Origin of the sequence: Heyndrickxia acidiproducens DSM 23148 (assembly GCF_000374345.1) — a bacterium.
GTDB classification, from domain to species: domain Bacteria; phylum Bacillota; class Bacilli; order Bacillales; family Bacillaceae_C; genus Weizmannia; species Weizmannia acidiproducens.
In genome coordinates this window covers 38,207-57,983 of the sequence record NZ_KB893989.1, presented here as the reverse complement: position 1 = coordinate 57,983, position 19,777 = coordinate 38,207, and the positions used below count along the sequence as shown (strand labels likewise).

Below are 19,777 nucleotides of genomic sequence, written 5' to 3'. Positions count from 1 at the left end.
ACATCCTTATCCCATAAACCGGCAATGATTAGATCCCGGATACTTTATATTTTAAGCCTATTGTAGAGTTGCAATACTATAACAGGATAATTTTTTGAAATCAGGATATGTCCATATCGAATCAACGGAATTAGAGACCTTCATGGCACCAGTCTTGTATGTTGGCCGGCTTTCTCTTTCTCCAAAACTTTCATTCCGCCTATTGCCTCAAATGCGGATCCTAATGAGACCAGTGAATCCCCGGTGATTGCAAGTTTTTGTTCATCTATTAATCGCTCTTTATCCTTTGTTAAAATTTGGCTGGTGACTGCAATGGCTTCTACTAAATCTCCAATCGTGCCAATCAAAGATCCCGAGACAATTTGAATATCCCCTTCAGAGATTTCTCCATTCAGTTGAAGTAATTCATATAAACCCAATAACTCGATAAGGTGCCCGGTAAATTGAAGCCAAACACCAACAGCAACTTGCTTTTTTAATTTAATGATCAATTCCTCATTTTTTTCTTCTTGATCAACCATGTTTTCATTAAATGCCAATTGCCCCACCCCCACCGCTTCTTAATGTGACATTATATTCCGGACGTTTATGAATGTACCCATGTATTAATTGAATGTTATCAAGAACTGGAAGTAAGCATAATTTAGAATTGGTGTATATAAACAAAGTTCACCTAAAAATGCTAACCTTTCCTTACCGGGTACTAAAAAGCGGGCAGCCCCGCTTTGGAGGATGCCCGCTTTTTCATTTCATATCACTTTTGGAAAACGCCCCGGGGAGCAATTCGCCGACAGTGGTTTTTCTTCTGTCTCCTTTTGTATTTACCAACAGGACCGGCATATCGCTTGGGCAAAATTCGCTGATTACTTGGCGGCATGCCCCGCATGGCACAATGGGTTCATCCGTATCACCGGCCACAACCAAATATTGAAAGTCCCTTTCCCCTTCGGATACGGCTTTGAAGATAGCCGTTCTTTCGGCACAATTCGTTAATCCGTATGAAGCGTTTTCTATATTGCACCCGAGGTATTCCTTTCCGTTTTTCGTTACTAGACAAGCGCCAACCTGAAAATGGGAATAGGGAACATATGCGGATTTCCGGGTTTCAATTGCATCTTTGACCCATTTTTCAACATCCATCTTTGACACACCCCTCTTCAACAGCATCATTCACTTACGATTTGTACACCAGAGCTTGCTCCGATTCTTGTCGCACCAGCAGCAATCATGGCCTCTGCATCAGCTTTTGAATGGATTCCTCCTGATGCTTTCACGCCGGCTTTTTCGCCAACTGCTTTTCTCATCAATTGAACATCTTCTACAGTGGCACCGCCTGTTGAAAAACCAGTCGATGTTTTTACAAAATCTGCACCGGCCTTCACTGCCAGCCTGCAAGCCTGTTCTTTTTCTTCATCCGACAGCAGGCAGGTTTCAATGATCACTTTGACAAGTCTCCCCTGTGCAGCTTTTACAACAGCGCGGATATCATCCTCAACGATATCCGCTTTTCCACTTTTTAAAGCACCGATGTTCAGCACCATGTCAACCTCGTCCGCACCATCTTCAATTGCTTTTTTAGTTTCAAAAGCCTTTGCTTCAGAAGTGGTGGCACCAAGCGGAAAACCAATCACGGTACATACTTTCACGCCGGACCCGGACAGCTTTTCAGCAGCCGTTTTGACCCAGAACGGATTGATACAGACAGATGCGAATTGGTATTGCCTGGCTTCTTCCAGTAATTTAAAAATGTCGTTTTCTTCCGCATTCGGTTTTAATAATGTGTGGTCAATATATTGGGCAAGATTGTTCATATCAAATCCTCTTTCTACATATTATGCGTTTCGATTGGCTTTCTTTCCATTATTACGCTGTTATGATTTCATGGATGAGTTTCGGTTCTTCTGCATGATCCGAAATGGTGATGTTTTGATAAATTTTCTCTTTCACTTCTTCAATATCTTCCCGGTTTGCATGAATGGTCACAAGCGTATCGCCGGCTTCCACCTTATCTCCGACTTTCTTTCGCAAGACAAGTCCGACAGCAAAATCAATTTTGTCTTCTTTCGTTGCCCGGCCGGCTCCTAAAAGCATGGCCGCAATTCCAATTTGGTCAGCAACGATCCCGGATACATAACCGGAAGTTTTTGCCGGCAGGTCAATGATATATTTCGCCTGTGGAAGCTCTTCCGGATGGTCAACGACAGAAGGATCTCCGCCTTGGTTGGCGACGAATTTTTTGAACTTTTCAAGGCCGGCACCGTTTGTGATGGCTTCTTCCAGCATTTTTCCGGCTTCCTCCAGTGTTGATGCTTTGCCGGCCAGCAATACCATTTGGCTGCCCAGCGCGAGAACCAGTTCGGTTAAATCTTCCGGGCCTTCGCCTTTCAGCGTATCAATCGCTTCTTTTACTTCCAGCGCGTTGCCGATTGCAAATCCAAGCGGCTGCGACATATTCGAAATCACCGCCATCGTTTTGCGCCCGACATGGCTGCCGATGCGCACCATCGTTTTTGCCAGGCGCACGGCATCATCCTCATTCTTCATAAATGCACCGGCTCCGGTCGTGACATCCAGTACAATGGCATCCGCACCCGCAGCAATTTTTTTACTCATGATCGAACTTGCGATAAGCGGTAATGAATTGACTGTTCCGGTTACATCTCTTAACGCGTACAACTTCTTATCTGCAGGGGCAAGGTCAGCTGTTTGGCCGATGACCGCCACTTTTTCCCGGTTCACAAGGTCAATGAATTGTTCTTTCGTAATTTCCACGTGAAATCCTTTGATGGATTCCAGTTTATCAATTGTACCGCCCGTGTGCCCGAGGCCCCGGCCGGACATTTTTGCAACCGGAACCCCAAGAGCTGCGACAAGCGGTGCAAGCACTAATGTAGTGGTATCCCCGACGCCGCCTGTCGAATGCTTATCCACTTTAACGCCGTGGATAGCGGACAGGTCAAGCGTCTCGCCGGAATGTACCATTGCCATTGTCAGGTCGGCAATCTCACGGTCTGTCATATCCTGAAAATAAATGGCCATGGCCAATGCACTTGCCTGATAATCCGGAATAGTACCCTCGGTATAGCCTTTTACAAAAAAATTGATTTCTTCAGTCGCGAGCGCTTCGCCGTTTCTCTTTTTTTCAATAATATCAATCATTCGCATCTTCATCGACCACCTTTTACTGCAGTTCGTTTAAAAAGCTTTTCCCGATTTTTGGTGCCTGTACGCCAAAGTTTTCCGCAATGGTTGCTCCCAGATCCGCAAAGGTTTGCCTTACCGGCAATGCGCGCCCTTCTTTAAATCTTGGCGAATACACAAGCAGCGGCACATATTCACGGGTATGATCTGTACCTTTGAATGCCGGATCATTTCCATGGTCGGCTGTAATGATCAGCAAATCCTCTTCATTCAATTCAGGCAGAACTTCATCAAGCCGTTTGTCAAATGCTTCAATTGCCTTCCCGTATTCGATTGGATTCCGGCGGTGGCCGTATTTGGCGTCAAAATCGACCAGATTGGTGAAGCACAGACCGTGGAAAGGCTCTTTTAAAGCAGCTACGAGTTTATCCATGCCATCCATATTGCTGTCTGTATGATAGCCTTTTGTAATCCCGTGCCCGCTGAAAATATCATTAATTTTCCCGATGGCAATGGAATCGAGGCCCTTGTCTTTTATGAAGTCCATGACCGTTTTTTCCGTTGGTTCAAGTGTGAGATCTTTACGGTTAGCCGTTCTTGTGAAGTTATCGGCAGCGGTGCCGACATATGGCCTTGCAATGACGCGGCCGATACGGTAAGGTTCATCAATTGTAAGGCTGCGGGCATATGCGCAGATTTTATACAGTTCCTCAAGTGGAATGACTTCTTCATGTGCCGCAATTTGCAAAACGGAGTCACCGGAAGTATAAACGATCAGTTCACCCGTTTTCATTTGCTGTTCTCCAAATTGCTTAATGATCTCGGTGCCGCTCGCCGGTTTATTCCAAATCACTTTTCTGCCGCTGAAATCTTCAATTTTTTTAATCAATTCATCCGGAAAACCGTTTGGGAATGTATGCAGCGGGCTCATGACAGGCAGCCCCATCATTTCCCAGTGGCCGTCCATGCTGTCTTTTCCGGCGGAGATTTCCTGCATTTTTGTATAGAATGCAGTCGGGTGTTCCTGTACTTGTACACCTTTTAGCGGATTTTCCGGGCGAATATTGGACAGTCCCATCGCTGCCATATTCGGAATGTTTAATCCGTTCATTTTTTCAGCTGTATGGCCGAGCGTGTCACAGCCGCTATCCCCATATTTTTCCGCATCCGGAGCTTCTCCAATTCCGACTGAATCGATGACAATAATGGATACACGTTTAAAATTTTTCAACATCGTGAAGCACTCCTTTACATTCTTAGACCTGTACGACAACATGATAACGATAACATTATATCAATAACAAAGGAAACAAGGCAAAAAGCCCCGGCCGCAGGTTTTTTGTTTTCATGCAGCCTTCTAATCAGAATTCCAGCCATGGAAAAGCTGTAAAACATTTTGCAATAAAGAAAGCAGCTGCTTAATCAGAGACGGATTAAAGGCTGAAAAACCGCGGCGGCTAGTCCTAGCTTTTCCCTTTGTTTCTTTCTTCATCTATCATTTTACTATTGTTTTACGAAGAACGGTATCATTTGGTAGTTTGGCTTTGAAAACACAAACTATGTCTACGTTTACAAAATTTTCAAATCATGCTATAGTGTCTCATATATTCTAAGATGCATCTTGCTATCTAAAAAGAAAGGAAAGGATTAGGGGAAATTTCCTTTTCCATGCTTTTTAGCTTCCTGCAGTGCCATCACGTGCAGGTTGATTTTCTATACTAATTCATTCAATTAGGAGTGTGTGAAATGAGTACACATATTAACGCAAAACAAGGCGATATTGCAGAAACGATTTTACTGCCAGGGGATCCGCTGCGGGCAAAATATATTGCGGAGAATTTTCTGGAGAATGCCGTTTGTTATAACGAAGTCCGGAACATGTTAGGGTTTACCGGTACATATGAAGGCAAAAGAGTTTCCGTTCAAGGAACAGGCATGGGGATTCCTTCCATCTCCATTTACATTACAGAGCTAATGAAGGAGTACGGTGTAAAAAACTTGATCCGTGTCGGCACATGCGGCGCGATCCAAAAAGACGTGAAAATCCGTGACGTCATCCTGGCAATGGGAGCATCCACCGATTCCCAAATCAACAGAAAAATTTTTGGTGCTGTTGATTATGCTCCGCTCGCCAATTTTGATTTGCTAAAAAACGCTTATGAAAGCGGGATTGAAAAAGGCCTGAACTTAAAAGTCGGCAATGTCTTCAGTGCTGACTTGTTCTACGATGACGCTGCCGAGCATGAAAAATGGGCACAGTATGGCATTTTGGCTCTGGAAATGGAAACAGCCGCACTGTACACGCTGGCCGCAAAATATGGCAGAAAAGCTTTGGCAATTTTAACGGTCAGTGACCATATTTTATCCGGAGAAGCCACAAGTGCAGCGGAACGGCAAACAACTTTTAACGATATGATCCACGTAGCACTCCATGCTGCCATAAAATAAAGTGAAATGAATCAAACCATTACAAACAGTTGATCACCTGCCTTCACTCTTCGTGCCTTAAATCTTGAGGCGGAAGTCTTACTGCCTGTTAAGTATAGGATCATTCCTACTAAAGCAGGCCCCCCTTTCTTTGGACGGCCTGCTTTTCCCTTTGTTTCCCCTTTATCATCACCTTCAAAGTCCGCTTTTTACCACTTTGTAAAAATTGAAAATTTAGTCTTTAAAAATAAATTCATATTTGCGTTTATATTTTTCCATTTGCGTGTTATATTGGGCATTGTGTGAAAAAGAATACAAAAGCCCTGCCTGATAGAAGTGCTATCATATTATGCTTTTACCCGGGGAAAACTGTAATCAAAAGAAAGAGGGATCGCTCACTATGCTTGGATATTTACTGATCAATGTCATCGGGATACTGGTATTTATTGGTGTTGCTTATCTGATATCAAAAAATAAACAGCAAATTCAATGGAAGTCCATTTCAATTATGTTGGCCTTGAACTTGTTCTTAGCCTGGTTTTTAATCAGCTTTCCAATCGGACGGGCAATGGTTAGCGGGGCGGCATACGGTTTTAACTGGCTCGTCCAAACCGCCTACAGCGGAATCGGGTTTGCTTTCGGCAGCTGGGTCCACGTTAAACAAATGGACTTCTTTGTCAGTGCCCTGCTCCCAATCTTATTGGTTGTTCCGTTATTTGATATTTTAACGTATTTCAATGTCCTGCCATGGATTATCAGAAAATTGGGCTGGATTTTATCGAAAATTACCGGCCAGCCGAAATTTGAATCTTTCTTCTCTGTGGAAATGATGTTTCTGGGCAATACAGAAGCTTTGGCAGTTTCCAGCCTGCAAATCAAAAAGAACAGTGCACTGCGGAATTTAACATTGGCAATGATGTCCATGAGCTGTATTTCTGCAGCGATTGTCGGCGCTTATACCCAATTGGTGCCCGGTCGCTTCGTATTGTCGGCGATTCCTTTAAATATCATTAATGCCATCATTATTGCCAATATCCTAAACCCTGTAAAAATTAAACCTGAAGAGGATACCATTGTAGAGGTACAAAAAGAGGAAAAAGAACCTTTCTTCTCTTTTCTCGGGGATTCTATCCTCGCAGCAGGAAAATTAATTTTAATCATTGCAGCCTCTGTTATTTCTTTTGTTGCATTGGCCGCATTGATTGATCAATTGCTGATGTTAATTGCGCCTTGGCTGACACTGGAATCCATTTTGGGAGTCATCATGTTTCCGTTCAGCTTTCTGCTGGGTCTGCCGGCCGATCAGGCTTTCCAAATGGCGCAATATATGGGGACTAAACTGGTCACCAATGAATTTGTTGTGATGGGTGAAATTGCATCGAAAGTTCATTCTTTTGCACCGCACTTTCAAGCTGTCCTCTGTACCTTCCTGATCTCTTTTGCAAATTTTTCTACATTAGGAATGGTGATTGGCGCTTTTAAAAATCTGTCTGACAAAGAAACGGTGAACTTAATTTCTAAAAATGCCGGGTATTTAATTGTTTCCGGTATCCTCGTATCGTTATTAAGTGCCGGTCTGGTTGGATTGTTTGTATGGTAATGCGGCATACTGGATACAGATTTAAATAACCTTTAATCAATCCCCTTCCTTGTATGACGCATATGCCGCGTGAACAGGAAGGGGATATTTTGGTCTATATAAAGCGGAGTTACAGCCAGAAGGAATTTTTGAGTAAAATGCAGGTCCCGTTAACTGATTTCAATAAAAATGGGCAGTTTGCTGCAAACGATAAATCTGATCTGGAAGTGTTATAGTTGGAAAATTTTGAAGCCCTCGTCAACGTACATAGATTACCCCGGCCCATTTACCATATTGACAACATGCCATCCGCGCCGGATAATAAAACTATATTATTATTATGAATTTGTTGTTAATTATATACTTTTCGCTTACACACGGTGGATCTGCATAATGGGGGGTTAAACCATGCATGTTAAAAAAATAGTATTTGTCGGCCTGTTTATTGCATTAGAAGTGATTTCAACACGATTTTTTTCCATCCAAACTCCGATCATACGAATCAGCTTCACTTTTATTGCCACAGCAATGTCTGCTGTCATATTGGGGCCGTTATTTGCAGGCGTAACAGCCGGATTGGCGGATATTATTGGAATGATGCTGTTTCCGGCAGGGTATGCTTATTTCCCCGGTTTCACATTCTCTGCGTTTCTGTCAGGCGCCATTTACGGATTGTTTTTATATCATATGTCTGTCAGATTTTGGAGAGTTTGCATGGCGGTATTGATCATTACTATAGTTGTTAACCTTGGATTAGATACACTATGGCTGTGGATGCTAACCGGAAAGGGAATACTTGGCTTATTACCTGCGCGGTTCATTAAATCCGTCATGATGTACCCTATTCAGGTCATCATGATCCACGTCGTTTGGAAATCCCTTGCCGTAAGTTTGAAACATACCTTGTCTTTCGGCGGAGCAAATCATTAAGCGTATAAAAAAACCGAAATGCAATGGATCAACAATTTGGAGCGGCCAAACATCGTTGCGTAATTTTCAATATTATATTAAAAAACTTAAGTTCACTTTCGGGCGGAGCTGCTTTAGGAGATCCTGTCTAAAATTGAAATATGTGCACTGATGTAAAAATAAAGTCAGGATAGCCCGCATTTTTCCCTGTAGACCTGCGTCTAAAATTGTCGTATACTTTGTCTTATAATGAATTCATGAATAAATGAGGAGGTGAAAATATGGAAAAGGAAGTCAATCAAAATGTTATTTTGCAGGCTATTCTTGAGTTATCTCAACAAATGAAATCCATGGAGCAAAATTTATCCGGGCGAATAGACTCTTTGGAAGAAGGGCAAAAGGAAATAAGGGAACAGGTTAGAAAAATAGATAAGAAGTTAGAAATTTTGAATAAAGAACTGCTTGATACAAGAGCTGATGTAGAGATTTTAAAAAGAGCAAAATAACCTCGCCATTTCTTCTATGAAAGGGCCACATCATCATTTACCACAACATGTTCATGCATCACTAAAATATTTTCCCATTTTCAGCCCGTCTGCTACTCCTTTAAGGTGGCGGACGGGCTGATCTTTTCTTTAAAGTTATTTACGGTATGTACGGCTGTAGACCGTATATCGATTTATTTTATCCAAACTTGGTTTATATCCGATGCCGGGCGCAGTTGGGACTGTGATCGAACCATTTTCAACTGTAACTTCCGGTTCAATGATATCTTCTGCCCAATAAAGTGAAGAGGCTGCGATATCCCCGGGAAGGGTAAAGTTCGGCAAGGTGGTGATTGCAATATTATGGGCGCGCCCGATACCGGACTCAAGCATGCCGCCGCACCATAACGGAATCCCGTTAGCCTGGCAAAGGTCATGGATTTTTTTTGATGCTGTCAGGCCGCCGTTACGGCCGATTTTTATATTGATGATTTTGCAGCTTCCCAGCTTGATTGCTTTGCGGGCATCTTCAATCGAATGAATGCTCTCATCCAAACAAATCGGCGTTTTCAGCTGCGCCTGCAATTCCGCATGATCAATGATGTCATCATAAGCAAGAGGCTGTTCGATCATCATTAAATTGTATTCATCAAGTGCTTTCAGTCTTCCGGCATCATTCAGCGTATAAGCAGAGTTCGCATCGGCCATGAGCGGAAGATCGGGATAGATTTTCCGAACATGGCCGATTAAATCCACGTCCCAGCCCGGTCTGATTTTCAGCTTCACACGTTTATAGCCTTCTGCAAGACGTGCACCGATCGTCTCCAGCGTTTCTTCTATAGAGCTTTTGATGCCAATTGAGACGCCAACTTCAATTTGTTTTTTTTCACCGCCAAGCGCACCCGCGAGCGTTAGATTTTTTTCTTTCGCATATAAATCCCAAACAGCACCCTCAATCGCTGCCTTGGCCATCTGGTTGCCGCGCAGATGGGCAAACCACTTTTCACTCAGTTCATCAGGATGGACGATTTCGTTTTTCAGAACAATTGGGATTAAATAATCTTCAAGTATGTGCCAGTTTGTTTTTACCGTTTCTTCATTATACAGCGGATCAATCATCGCCACCGACTCCGCCCACCCGGAGAGCCCGTCTTCGTTCACCACCTCCACTAAAATAAAATCCCGATCGTATTCTGTGGCAAAGCTTGTTGTAAACGGATAGAGCAGATCAAGTTTTAAATACCGCAAAATGACGCGTTCTATTTTCATTGCAACATTCTCTCCTTATTTTCTCGCAAGCATGTAAAAATTTACGGGGATTTCCTTATTGATGATTTTTTTAAAACTGCTTGCTTTATAACCGAGTGAAAAAAGCCGGGTAAAAGTATCGCGCGTTTTCATCCTCCAGTCAGTGGCAAGCGCCATATTGGTTTCTCTAATTTGGCGGTAATGCTTTGGAATAGGGACAAACCAGACATTTTTGTTTTCAATATCTGCTGTAATGGTTTCCGTGAGCAGCGGCAGTCCCTGTTTATTGGTTTCCCACTTCCATAAAGAAGAACGAAGAACTGTCTCTTCATTAAATACTTCTGAAAACTTACCAGTCTTTTGTTCTCCTAAAATATGCCATTGGACGAGAAAACGGTCGGACGGGATTCCTTTGTTCAGGAAGTCGTCCATTTCACCGTAACAATTCGGGATATACACAGAACAAATACCGCCGAGCTTGCCGATATTTAAATATCCATTAATGCTTTCGAGCGGGTCATATGTCCATTGAATGAGGCTGTAACCGAGCTTTAAAGCCTCATCACGCTGGGCAAGCTTTAATTTTTCGCCGACTCCTTTGTTGCGGTATGCGGGATCGGTCGCCAAAATATGCGAACATAGATAAGCTTTTTCACCGTCAAATCCCGGAAAGCTGTATTGGAAGCCGATCAATCTGTCCTGGTGATAGGCGCCAACCATGAGGCCGCCGTTTTTCACAGCCGTGATCGTTTGGTGGACCGGAATTGATTCCGCGCTTCCCCATACTTTGCTTTCCAGTTTCCGCGCCTCTTCCATTTCTTCAATCGTGTGCAGCGGGCGGATCTCAAACTTTTCAAGAAACATTTTGTACCTCCAATCTTTTATTCCCGGCTTAAATCTGTTAAATGTAATGGGACTACTTTTGTTCTTTTTACAATTTTATAACCGAAATATGCCAGCAGGAAGAGCGGCAGCCCAATATAAGAAACAAATGCGCCGTACCAGTCAATTTTCGGGCCGAAAAAGGCACTGTAGTTTTGCCCGAGTATTGCAGTTAAACATAAAATAATCGCGAGAATGGGACCAGCCGGATACCATTTGGATACATAAGGCAGATCAGACAGCCGGTTGCCCTGTGCGAGATATGCCCTGCGAAACCGCATGTGGGAAATTAAAATCCCAAGCCAGGATAAAAATCCCGCCAAACTGGAAGCATTTAAAAGCCATCCATAAACTGTCCCTTCACCAAAATCGGATAAGGGAGCATTTTTTAGCAGGTAGGGGAGTTCGTTGCATTGTGGAACTTTCTTCCATTCCGGCAATGAAGAAGAAATGTGATATAAGGCTTGTTCTTTAAATAACCCCAAAGGCAGTAATCGTACCGCGAAAAGTATTTTTTAACCAAAAAGCGGCTCTACTATCTGTAAGATAGCAAAGCCGCTTTTCGAAAAAATATAGGGTTTATACATCGTCGATCACACACGCTGTGGATCTTTGTTTTCGTTTCGAATAAGATAGTCAAATGCGCTTAAGGCAGCCGTTGCACCGGATCCCATTGAAATAATAATTTGCTTATAGGGGCTGTCTGAGCAGTCGCCCGCTGCAAAAACACCGGGAATGCTTGTTGCGCCGCGTTTATCCACAACAATTTCGCCGATCCGTGTGCGTTCAAGCGTGCCATCGAGCCAGTCTGTATTTGGCACAAGACCGATTTGGACGAATACACCTTCCAATTCAATATGGTGTTCTTCGCTTGTCGAACGGTCAACGTACGTTAAGCCGTTCACTTTGTCAGTACCGGTAATTTCTTTTGTTTGGGCATTTTTAATTACCGTGACATTAGGAAGGCTGAAAAGACGGTCCTGCAGCACGCTGTCTGCTTTCAGTTCCGGTGCAAATTCAATAACGGTAACATGTTTTACTACACCAGCAAGGTCAATGGCTGCTTCAACACCGGAGTTGCCGCCGCCAATTACCGCAACATGTTTACCGGCAAACAACGGGCCATCACAGTGAGGGCAGTAAGCGACCCCTTTGTTCTTGAACTCTGCTTCGCCGGGCACATTTACATTACGCCAGCGCGCACCGGTTGAAATAATAACCGTTTTACTCTTCAGAACGGCACCATTTTCTAATTCGATTTCAATGAAATCTTTCTTTTCCAGCCGTTTCGCACGCTGCAAATTCATGATATCCACATCATACTGTTTAACGTGTTCTTCAAGGTTTGCAGCGAGCTTAGGGCCTTCCGTGTATTTCGTACCGATCAGGTTTTCAATCCCGACTGTGTCGAGGATTTGCCCGCCGAAGCGTTCAGCCACAATCCCGGTGCGAATGCCTTTCCGCGCAGCGTAAATCGCCGCACTGGCACCGGAAGGACCACCGCCGACAACAAGCACATCGAATGGTTCTTTTTCAGCAAACTCTGTTGGATCCGGCGTACTGCCGATCTTGGCAAGAATCTCTTCCACTTCCATCCGGCCGCTTTCGAAAAACTCGCCGTTCAAATAGATGGAAGGAACCGCCATGATGCCTTTGCTTTCAGCTTCATCACGGAATACAGAACCATCGATCATTGTATGTGTAATATTCGGGTTCAAAACGCTCATCACGTTCAACGCCTGAACAACGATTGGGCAGTTTTGGCAAGTCAGGCTGACAAAGGTTTCAAAATGATATTCGCCCTTTACGTTTTTGATTTGATCAATGACTTTTTGATCAATTTTCGGGGGCCGCCCGCTTACCTGCAGCAGTGCGAGTACAAATGATGTAAACTCATGGCCCATCGGAACCCCCGCAAAAGTAATGCCGGTATCCTCTCCAGGACGGTTTACACTGAAGCTCGGCGTTCTTTTCAGTTGGGCCTTTTCCACCTTAATTTTCGGAGACATCTTCGTTAATTCATCAATCAGCTCCTGCGTGTTGCGGGATGCTTCATCAGAGCCCAAGCTGACTTTGAAAAGGACGTCGCCTTCCATCATCTGCAAGTACTGCGCCAACTGCGATTTAATTTCTTCATCTAATAACATAATGTATCAGGCTCCTCAAATTTTGCCGACAAGATCAAGACTTGGTTTCAGTGTTTCAGAACCTTCTTGCCATTTAGCCGGGCATACTTCTCCTGGATGTTGGCGTACATATTGCGCTGCTTTAATTTTATTAATGAGGGTGCTTGCATCGCGTCCAATACCGCCAGCATTAATTTCAAGAGCTTGAACGACGCCATCCGGATCAATGATGAAAGTACCACGGTCAGCAACACCTTCATCCTCAATCAGGACATCAAAATTGCGGGAAATTTGTTGTGAAGGGTCGCCGATCATAATGTATTCAATTTTGCTGATGGCTTCTGAATGGTCATGCCATGCTTTGTGTACAAAATGTGAATCAGTTGAAACAGAATATACTTCAACACCAAGATCCTTCAAAGTAGCATATTGGTTTTGCAGGTCTTCCAATTCAGTCGGGCAAACGAATGAAAAGTCTGCAGGATAAAAGCAAACAACACTCCATTTACCTTTAAAATCTTGTTCTGTCACTTCTATAAATTCACCGTTGTGAAATGCTTGTGCTTTAAAAGGCAATACTTCTTTTCCAATTAGGGACATAATAAAATTCCTCCTTATGTGATTTATCCATAGTTTGCCACAAGTATGTAGTGAAAATACGTCAGCAAACTAAAATGATTATCATTACACTATCATTATTATATAAAACTGATTCTCCTGTCAAGTGAAAGCATTCACTTTCATTACTTATTATCAGGCATTTTAGATTGAACAGTAAAGCAATATGCTTTTAAAAACTTATTTTTATTTTGAAGGGCGGTTCAGCAATCATATTTCGAATCTGCTCCTTCATTAATGATAATGATAATCATTTATACTTATCATGTATCTCATCTGCATTACCGGCGAAAACAGGCACCGGCCAAGATCACTCAAAAACCCTGAGCAAAATAAAAAGCGGCAAGATCCTATCCCCACTGCTGGTGCTTTCCCGTTTTTTAGCCCCCATAGGATTTCCCAGTCCATAAAGAAGAGCCCATGTCCCATGAGCTTTCCTTCATTCTCTACGGTATTGAATTATTTCTTCATCTCAATCCGGTACAAATCCCTTCTCCGGTCCCGCAGCTGCCGTACTGAACCGCTGTTTCGATGGCGTCTTAGTTTTTCCAGGTCGACATCCCCGACAACAACCGTGTCCACGTTGGCATCACATTCTCCGACAATACCATCTCTGGCAAACCCGAAGTCGGATGGCGAGAAAATGCCGGATTGCGCATACTGGATATCCATGTTTTCGACGTGGGTTAAGTTCCCGACAGTGCCGGCAATGCACGTATAGACCTGGTTCTCGATCGCACGTGCCTGGGCGCAGTAACGGACACGAAGGTATGCCTGGCGGTCATCGGTACAAAATGGGACAAAAATGATGTTGGCGCCATGGTCAACAGCAATGCGGGCAATTTCCGGAAACTCGATATCGTAGCAAACCAGAATGGCAATTTTTCCGCAGTCCGTATCAAACACATTGAGCTCGTTCCCTTCTGCAATCCCCCACCATTTCCGTTCATTTGGTGTAATATGGAGCTTCGTTTGCCGCTCAATCGTGCCGTCGCGGCGGAAAAGAAAGGCGACATTATAAACATTGCCATCCTCTTCGACAAAGTGGGATCCGCCAATAATATTGACATTATATCGAACGGCAAGTTTTGTAAACAATTCAATATATTGATCTGTGTATTTCGCAAGCTTGCGGACAGCCTGATCCGGCCTTTTTTCATTCAAAAAGGACATCAATTGGGTTGTAAAAATTTCCGGGAACACAGCAAAATCGGATCCGAAGTCAGCAGCTACATCAACGTAATATTCAACCTGCCTGATGAAATCCTCAAGGGAATCAATTTTTTTCATCATATATTGAATGGCCGTAATTCTGACTGGAAATGCAGCATGATAAACACGCCGTGACTTAGGCAGGTAGTCAACATTATTCCATTCCATTAAAGTGGCAAATGCAGCGGATTCCTTGTCATCCGGCAGGTACCGGCTGTTGATCCGTTTAATTTTAAAGCCTTCAAGAAGCTGGAAGGATAATACCGGGTCATAAATGCTGTGCATTTCCACCTCTGCCACATATTCACGGGGTGTCATTTTATCTTTGTATTTATAGTAATTTGGGATCCTGCCGCCGATGATAATGCTTTGCAAATTTAATTTGCGCGCCAGTTCCTTCCGTGCCTCGTACAAGCGGTGCCCGAGCTTCATCCGGCGGTAATCCGGGTCAACCATGACTTCAATTCCATAAAGGTTAAAACCGTTGGGATCATGATTCGTAATATATCCGTTGTCTGTAATCGTATTCCAGGTATGCTGGTCATGATATTCATCAAAATTGACGATCAGGCTTGAGCAGGATCCGACAATTTTACCCTCATATTCCACACAGAACTGGCCCTCCGGAAAAATCCGGATATGGCTTTCAAGCTGTTCCCGTTTCCATGGTTCCATTCCGGGAAAACATTTTTTCCACATCTCCATGATTTCATCAATATCTTCCATTCGGATATTTCGAACAATAATTTTTTTCTCGTATTTGGACATATCTGCTTCAGACATATGCTCACATCCTTATTCAAATTCACATCTTCGTTTTATTTTGTGATAAACTCAAAATCATTTTGCTTGTTACAGGCTCACTGGCTATATTATAGCCTGAACTGCCAGCGGTACAAAAATAAAAAATCCCGGTTTGGAAATGTTATATAAGAAGCATTGCATATAACGGAATGGAATTTCTAATGAAGGAGAAGCTTTTTACATGCATAATGAAAAATTTTTTAAAGCAGATCAGGAAATTTGCCTGAATTTTGAAGAAGGCAGGGAAGAATTCGGGGGAGCGGTGATTCCGCCTGTTTTTGGCAATACCGTTTTTACTTACCCATCCTTTGAAGCACTGGCCCAAGCTGATTTACATATCGAAAGCCATTATGTATACCGGCGCGGAAAGAATCCAACTGTGGAAATCGCCGAAAAAAAGCTTGCAGCATTAGAACGCGGGGAACAATGCATCACCTTCAGTTCGGGAATGGCAGCGATCAATGCCGCCCTGATGAACAGCCTGGGCCGGGGTGATCACCTGTTGTTGATCGGCCATATTTATTCTACAACGATCGCGCTTGTCCAATATTTGGAAAAGTTCGGCATCACCTATTCAACTGTTTATGATCCGGGTGAAAAAATGATTGAACAATCGATACGGCCCAATACCCGTGCCATATACATTGAAAGCCCGACACATATGCTGTATCGTGTCGTCAATTTGAAAAGGATCGCAGAGATTGCACGCAGACGAAATATCTGCACCATTGTTGATAACAGTTGGGCAACGCCGCTGTTTCAGAAACCATTAACATGGGGAATAGACATCGTTGTCCATTCCGCTTCAAAATATTTGGGCGGGCACAGCGATTGCCTGGGCGGGGCTGTTATCTCCAGCAAAAAACGAATGGAATCACTATTCAATCAAGAATTGCTTTTGCTCGGGGCTGCTTTTTCCCCTTACGATGCCTCGCTTTTAATCCGCGGGCTCCGCTCCCTGCCTTTGCGCATGAAAGCCCATGAGGCAAACGCAAAAGAAGTGGCAGCATTTTTACAAAATCATCCTGCAGTCAAGGCTGTCCACTATCCCGGGCTGCCAACCCAACCTGATTTTGGGGTTGCGGAAGAACAAATGCTTGGTTTTTCAGGCCTGCTCAGTTTCGAACTCCACCAAACCGGTTTTGAAAACATGGTGAAACTAATCAACGCCCTTAAGGTTTTCAAGATCGGGGTCTCCTGGGGTTCTTTTGAAAGCCTTGTCTGGTCGCCTTTTTACGGCTCCAATGAGAAACAGCTGCAAGGCGAAAAGCTCGGTCTTGGTCTTATTCGCCTTGCAATCGGGCTTGAAGACCCGAATCTGCTGATCGATGACTTGCAGCAAGGGTTAGCCCAATTTTAAGAAAAGATACAATCATTCACTTGAAATTTCCGAGTAAAGCCCTTATTTGTAAATTTACTTTTTTCGATTTGGCCGCATGTTTCTTATGACCGGACAGCTTTTTAAATATAGCCTGGTGACTCTGACTTTTCACAGATGGCAGGGGTCATGTTGCACAAAAAGAAAAAGGCTCATGTTCCGCCTTTTTCTTTTTGAAAAATCCTATAGGTTACTCTTACTGTCTTTCTCCCGGCTCCATTTCATCACAGGAGCGTCTTTCAACTTGATTTCTTTTTTGTTCTTCCACAAATTGCTTTCATTTCCGTCCGCCTCTGAGTCTTTCGCGTTGTCAATCATCCATTTTTTCTTATCCGGGTTATATATCAGCGTATATTTACGAATAGATTTGTAGGAAAGATCCTTATCATTTTTTTGGCCTTTATATTTTATTTTTTCATTATAGGAAACGAGGGCTTCAATCTCTGCTCTCCATACGGAATCAAAATTGGTGATACTGAACACGTCAAAATTGACAACTGAACCGAGATATTGGGCCTGCATTTCATCCACATATTCTTTTACCAAGTTAAATTGTGCTTGCTCCAGTGTGAAATTATCTTTGAAATCTTCCGTCGCATTCGTAAGCTTTTCCGCATCAAATCCTGAAGTTTCATAGACAGCCAGATCATGGTTAAATAATTGAATCGCTGATATAATATCTTTTTGGACATCCTTATTTTTCCGGGCCAGTTGGTTACTATCGATGACCAGGCTTACTTCCGGGTTTCCCCAAAGATCTTTCTTTTCTTTTTGAAAAAATGTCCCCAAATCATTTTTTACGGTAACCAGGGCCTGATAGGTACCAGGAAGAAAAGGGCCGTACACCGTCTGATTCTTCTTTTTCGGCAAGTTCATCTTATTGATGGACACGGTGATTTTATCCCGATCGTTTTGGCCGCTCACTTTCAAATCAACGGTTTTGACCATTAACTTGTAGTTGGGAAAGAATCCCCACTTTTTACCATCCTCAATTAAACTGATTTGCTGATTGGTTTGCGAATAGTTTTTTTCTTTAATCTGGGTCCGAATGCCATCCTTTACTACGTTATAACTGTTGTTATTGGTTTTTAAGTAGTTAAGCAAGGCTTTCAGGGACACATTGTTAATGAGCGCATGCTGATTGTCTGTCTTAATCAGTTTTTCCATCTGTTTTGTGTCCTTTTGATTAACAGCATCTTCAAATTTAGCCAGCACTTTTTCCGGTTTTGTTGCCTGATATAGGATAATCAAAGTGGCCACAGTGGCAAAAATAACGGCAGCAACGGTTGCAATCAGAAATTTATTCTTCAAATGCCGTACCACCATTAATAGACCCTCCCACCGCCAAAAATTTCAGACAGTTCTTTGCTGTTATAATCCGATGCATAAACCGACCATTTTCCGTCTTTCAGAACCATCGGAATTTCGAGCGGATTGCCTGCTTCCTCAGGCTCTATGGCGTTAACGATCGTATCAAATTTAGAAAGCGCATATTTTTCGGCTTTCTCAGTATCGTAGTCGGCAAGGCTGTCATTGTATTCATCCTCATAATCTCCCAGTTTGTCATAAAGATCATTAGTCGGAATGGTTGTATAGTTCAGTTTTACAACTGCTCTTCCCTTCGCAACCGCCTCGGTCTCTGTTTCAATCTTTACCTTCTGCGCTGCTGCAGATTTATAAGATTGATAATATTTCTCAGCATCTGCATCAGAAAGATCATCAACAATGTCCTCCATCACATCTTTAAAAGCCTTTTGCGCCTCTTTTTGCACCGTTTCCTTGTCAGCGGCTGTATATTTCTCGTAATCCGGATTATCTTTGCCAAAATAGATCGTTTCAACATAAGCCTTTAAAGCTTTTGCCGGATCCTGCAGGGTCTTAAAACTCTTGCTGTATTTTTTCGTGTCGAGTTCGAGCTTTAATTCCTTGCTTTTTTTCCCGTTATCTGTGTATGGGGAAAGGCCGATTTCATAGGTTTTATCTTTATTGACATTAAAATACACCGTAATTGTTTTTGACTTCCCGGCGCCGATACTGCCGCTTGAACTTGAATCTAAATCCAGTTTTGAACTGTATGCATGGCCGTCAAAATTGACTTCTTCATCCCCGTCATACAGCTTAATATCCTGACCCGGAGATAACAGAATGGAACTTTCGGAAACATTTTTCACTTTGAGGTCAACAGCTAAAGTGCCGGCACTACTTTGGTCTTCACTAGCACCGTCGTCATCTCCCAATAATACATAGGAAGCGCCGGCAATCGATGCTTCAATGGTATTGTTTTTACTTTTTCCTGATTTCCCATCAGCCGGTGCACCGGAATTGCCGCATGCCGAAAGAACCACGGCCATGACAAAAAACAATAAAATAGCATTCAATCTTTTAAGCATAGAAATCCCCCTCTGTCGTCTTCTTGATGCAATGAAACCCTGTTTCCCCTGTAACAGGTTTATTTAAATGAAAGGCATGCGAAAAAATTGCCCTTCATGTCGAAACCAATCGGTATTTCCCAAGAAATATTTACAAAATCACAGATATGTGTCGAATCTTCCGCTACTCGCCTGTCTTACGCTTATCCTGGAATTGCTCTGTTTTTCAATGGCTATTTCATCTGTATGAGCTGATTTTTATCATACGTTGAAAACTGATTCCTGCAATAATTGATCTTATGTACGAATCTGCCGCGCCATTCCTGTGGACAAAAGGCTTTTTATGATGAAAAGGAAAATGTTCAAAATGCCCTGCTTCGATACATTTTTTCAGTACGGAATGCATTTATTTAAATAAACTTCCCGCAAAAACTGCGGGATCCCGGTGACAAGCGGCCGATCAAGAGATGACGTAAATTCTTCCATATACTGTCTGAAAAAATATGTGAATTTTAATGTTATATAAAATGAACGAAACACTGCTACTCTGCTGCCAACTGTAAAAAGCAGCAGTCATGCAAATTGATGCTACGTCTTAA

At 43.0% G+C, this 19,777-nt stretch carries 17 protein-coding genes and 1 pseudogene; 5 read left to right on the top strand and 13 right to left on the bottom strand.

From position 1 onward, the window contains the following. Nucleotides 1-140: 140 nt before the first annotated feature. The 5 genes from C232_RS0107315 to C232_RS0107295 all read right to left on the bottom strand — a co-directional run bounded on the left by C232_RS0107315 (nucleotide 141) and on the right by C232_RS0107295 (nucleotide 4,375). Nucleotides 141-539: a hypothetical protein gene (locus C232_RS0107315; protein ID WP_018662817.1), complete on the bottom strand. Its 399-nt coding sequence runs from the start codon at nucleotides 537-539 to the stop codon at nucleotides 141-143. Nucleotides 540-744: 205 nt separating this feature from the next. Continuing rightward, nucleotides 745-1,140, bottom strand: a complete 396-nt coding sequence (locus C232_RS0107310; RefSeq protein ID WP_018662816.1) for a cytidine deaminase — start codon at nucleotides 1,138-1,140, stop codon at nucleotides 745-747. 26 nt (nucleotides 1,141-1,166) lie between these two features. Then, complete coding sequence (deoC, locus tag C232_RS0107305) at nucleotides 1,167-1,811, bottom strand: deoxyribose-phosphate aldolase (RefSeq protein ID WP_018662815.1); 645 nt, start codon at nucleotides 1,809-1,811, stop codon at nucleotides 1,167-1,169. 52 nt (nucleotides 1,812-1,863) lie between these two features. Further along, nucleotides 1,864-3,165 (bottom strand): pyrimidine-nucleoside phosphorylase, encoded by a 1,302-nt coding sequence (locus C232_RS0107300; RefSeq protein ID WP_018662814.1) that lies wholly within the window; start codon nucleotides 3,163-3,165, stop codon nucleotides 1,864-1,866. Between the two features lie 16 nt (nucleotides 3,166-3,181). Then, nucleotides 3,182-4,375 carry a phosphopentomutase gene (locus C232_RS0107295; protein ID WP_018662813.1) on the bottom strand — a complete coding sequence of 398 codons (1,194 nt, stop codon included), beginning with the start codon at nucleotides 4,373-4,375 and terminating at the stop codon, nucleotides 3,182-3,184. 512 nt (nucleotides 4,376-4,887) lie between these two features. Here C232_RS0107295 and deoD point away from each other — a divergent pair. From deoD to C232_RS0107270, 4 genes are all read left to right on the top strand, one after another. Beyond that, nucleotides 4,888-5,589, top strand: a complete 702-nt coding sequence (gene deoD, locus C232_RS0107290) for a purine-nucleoside phosphorylase (protein WP_018662812.1) — start codon at nucleotides 4,888-4,890, stop codon at nucleotides 5,587-5,589. 379 nt (nucleotides 5,590-5,968) lie between these two features. Beyond that, the gene (locus tag C232_RS0107285; RefSeq protein WP_018662811.1) at nucleotides 5,969-7,168 is read left to right on the top strand and encodes a NupC/NupG family nucleoside CNT transporter; all 1,200 of its coding nucleotides are present in this window, start codon (nucleotides 5,969-5,971) and stop codon (nucleotides 7,166-7,168) included. A gap of 387 nt (nucleotides 7,169-7,555) precedes the next feature. After that, nucleotides 7,556-8,077: a folate family ECF transporter S component gene (locus C232_RS0107275; protein ID WP_018662809.1), complete on the top strand. Its 522-nt coding sequence runs from the start codon at nucleotides 7,556-7,558 to the stop codon at nucleotides 8,075-8,077. Between the two features lie 260 nt (nucleotides 8,078-8,337). Further along, a complete protein-coding gene (locus tag C232_RS0107270; protein WP_018662808.1) occupies nucleotides 8,338-8,562 on the top strand; it encodes a hypothetical protein in 225 nt (74 codons plus the stop codon). 135 nt (nucleotides 8,563-8,697) lie between these two features. On the opposite strand, the gene menC is transcribed toward C232_RS0107270, so the two are convergent. From menC to C232_RS0107240, 6 genes and pseudogenes are all read right to left on the bottom strand, one after another. After that, nucleotides 8,698-9,810: an o-succinylbenzoate synthase gene (gene menC / locus C232_RS0107265; protein ID WP_018662807.1), complete on the bottom strand. Its 1,113-nt coding sequence runs from the start codon at nucleotides 9,808-9,810 to the stop codon at nucleotides 8,698-8,700. A gap of 15 nt (nucleotides 9,811-9,825) precedes the next feature. Continuing rightward, nucleotides 9,826-10,653 (bottom strand): GNAT family N-acetyltransferase, encoded by an 828-nt coding sequence (locus tag C232_RS0107260; RefSeq protein WP_018662806.1) that lies wholly within the window; start codon nucleotides 10,651-10,653, stop codon nucleotides 9,826-9,828. Between the two features lie 17 nt (nucleotides 10,654-10,670). Then, a pseudogene (locus tag C232_RS0107255) lies at nucleotides 10,671-11,045 on the bottom strand (amino acid permease); the annotation flags it as partial. Between the two features lie 219 nt (nucleotides 11,046-11,264). Beyond that, a complete protein-coding gene (ahpF, locus tag C232_RS0107250) occupies nucleotides 11,265-12,818 on the bottom strand; it encodes an alkyl hydroperoxide reductase subunit F (RefSeq protein ID WP_018662804.1) in 1,554 nt (517 codons plus the stop codon). 15 nt (nucleotides 12,819-12,833) lie between these two features. Next, nucleotides 12,834-13,397: an alkyl hydroperoxide reductase subunit C gene (gene ahpC, locus C232_RS0107245; protein ID WP_018662803.1), complete on the bottom strand. Its 564-nt coding sequence runs from the start codon at nucleotides 13,395-13,397 to the stop codon at nucleotides 12,834-12,836. Between the two features lie 477 nt (nucleotides 13,398-13,874). Further along, a complete protein-coding gene (locus tag C232_RS0107240; protein WP_018662802.1) occupies nucleotides 13,875-15,410 on the bottom strand; it encodes a bifunctional GNAT family N-acetyltransferase/carbon-nitrogen hydrolase family protein in 1,536 nt (511 codons plus the stop codon). A 202-nt stretch (nucleotides 15,411-15,612) separates the two neighbouring features. Here C232_RS0107240 and C232_RS0107235 point away from each other — a divergent pair, with 202 nt between their 5' ends. After that, entirely contained in the window at nucleotides 15,613-16,791 is a 1,179-nt protein-coding gene (locus C232_RS0107235) for a trans-sulfuration enzyme family protein (protein ID WP_018662801.1), read from the top strand. Between the two features lie 201 nt (nucleotides 16,792-16,992). On the opposite strand, the gene C232_RS20230 is transcribed toward C232_RS0107235, so the two are convergent. After that, entirely contained in the window at nucleotides 16,993-18,135 is a 1,143-nt protein-coding gene (locus C232_RS20230; protein ID WP_018662799.1) for a TcaA second domain-containing protein, read from the bottom strand. Beyond that, the gene (locus tag C232_RS0107220) at nucleotides 18,135-19,199 is read right to left on the bottom strand and encodes a DUF5105 domain-containing protein (RefSeq protein ID WP_018662798.1); all 1,065 of its coding nucleotides are present in this window, start codon (nucleotides 19,197-19,199) and stop codon (nucleotides 18,135-18,137) included. The genes C232_RS20230 and C232_RS0107220 overlap by 1 nt, the downstream gene beginning before the upstream one ends. Between the last annotated feature and the right edge of the window lie 578 nt (nucleotides 19,200-19,777).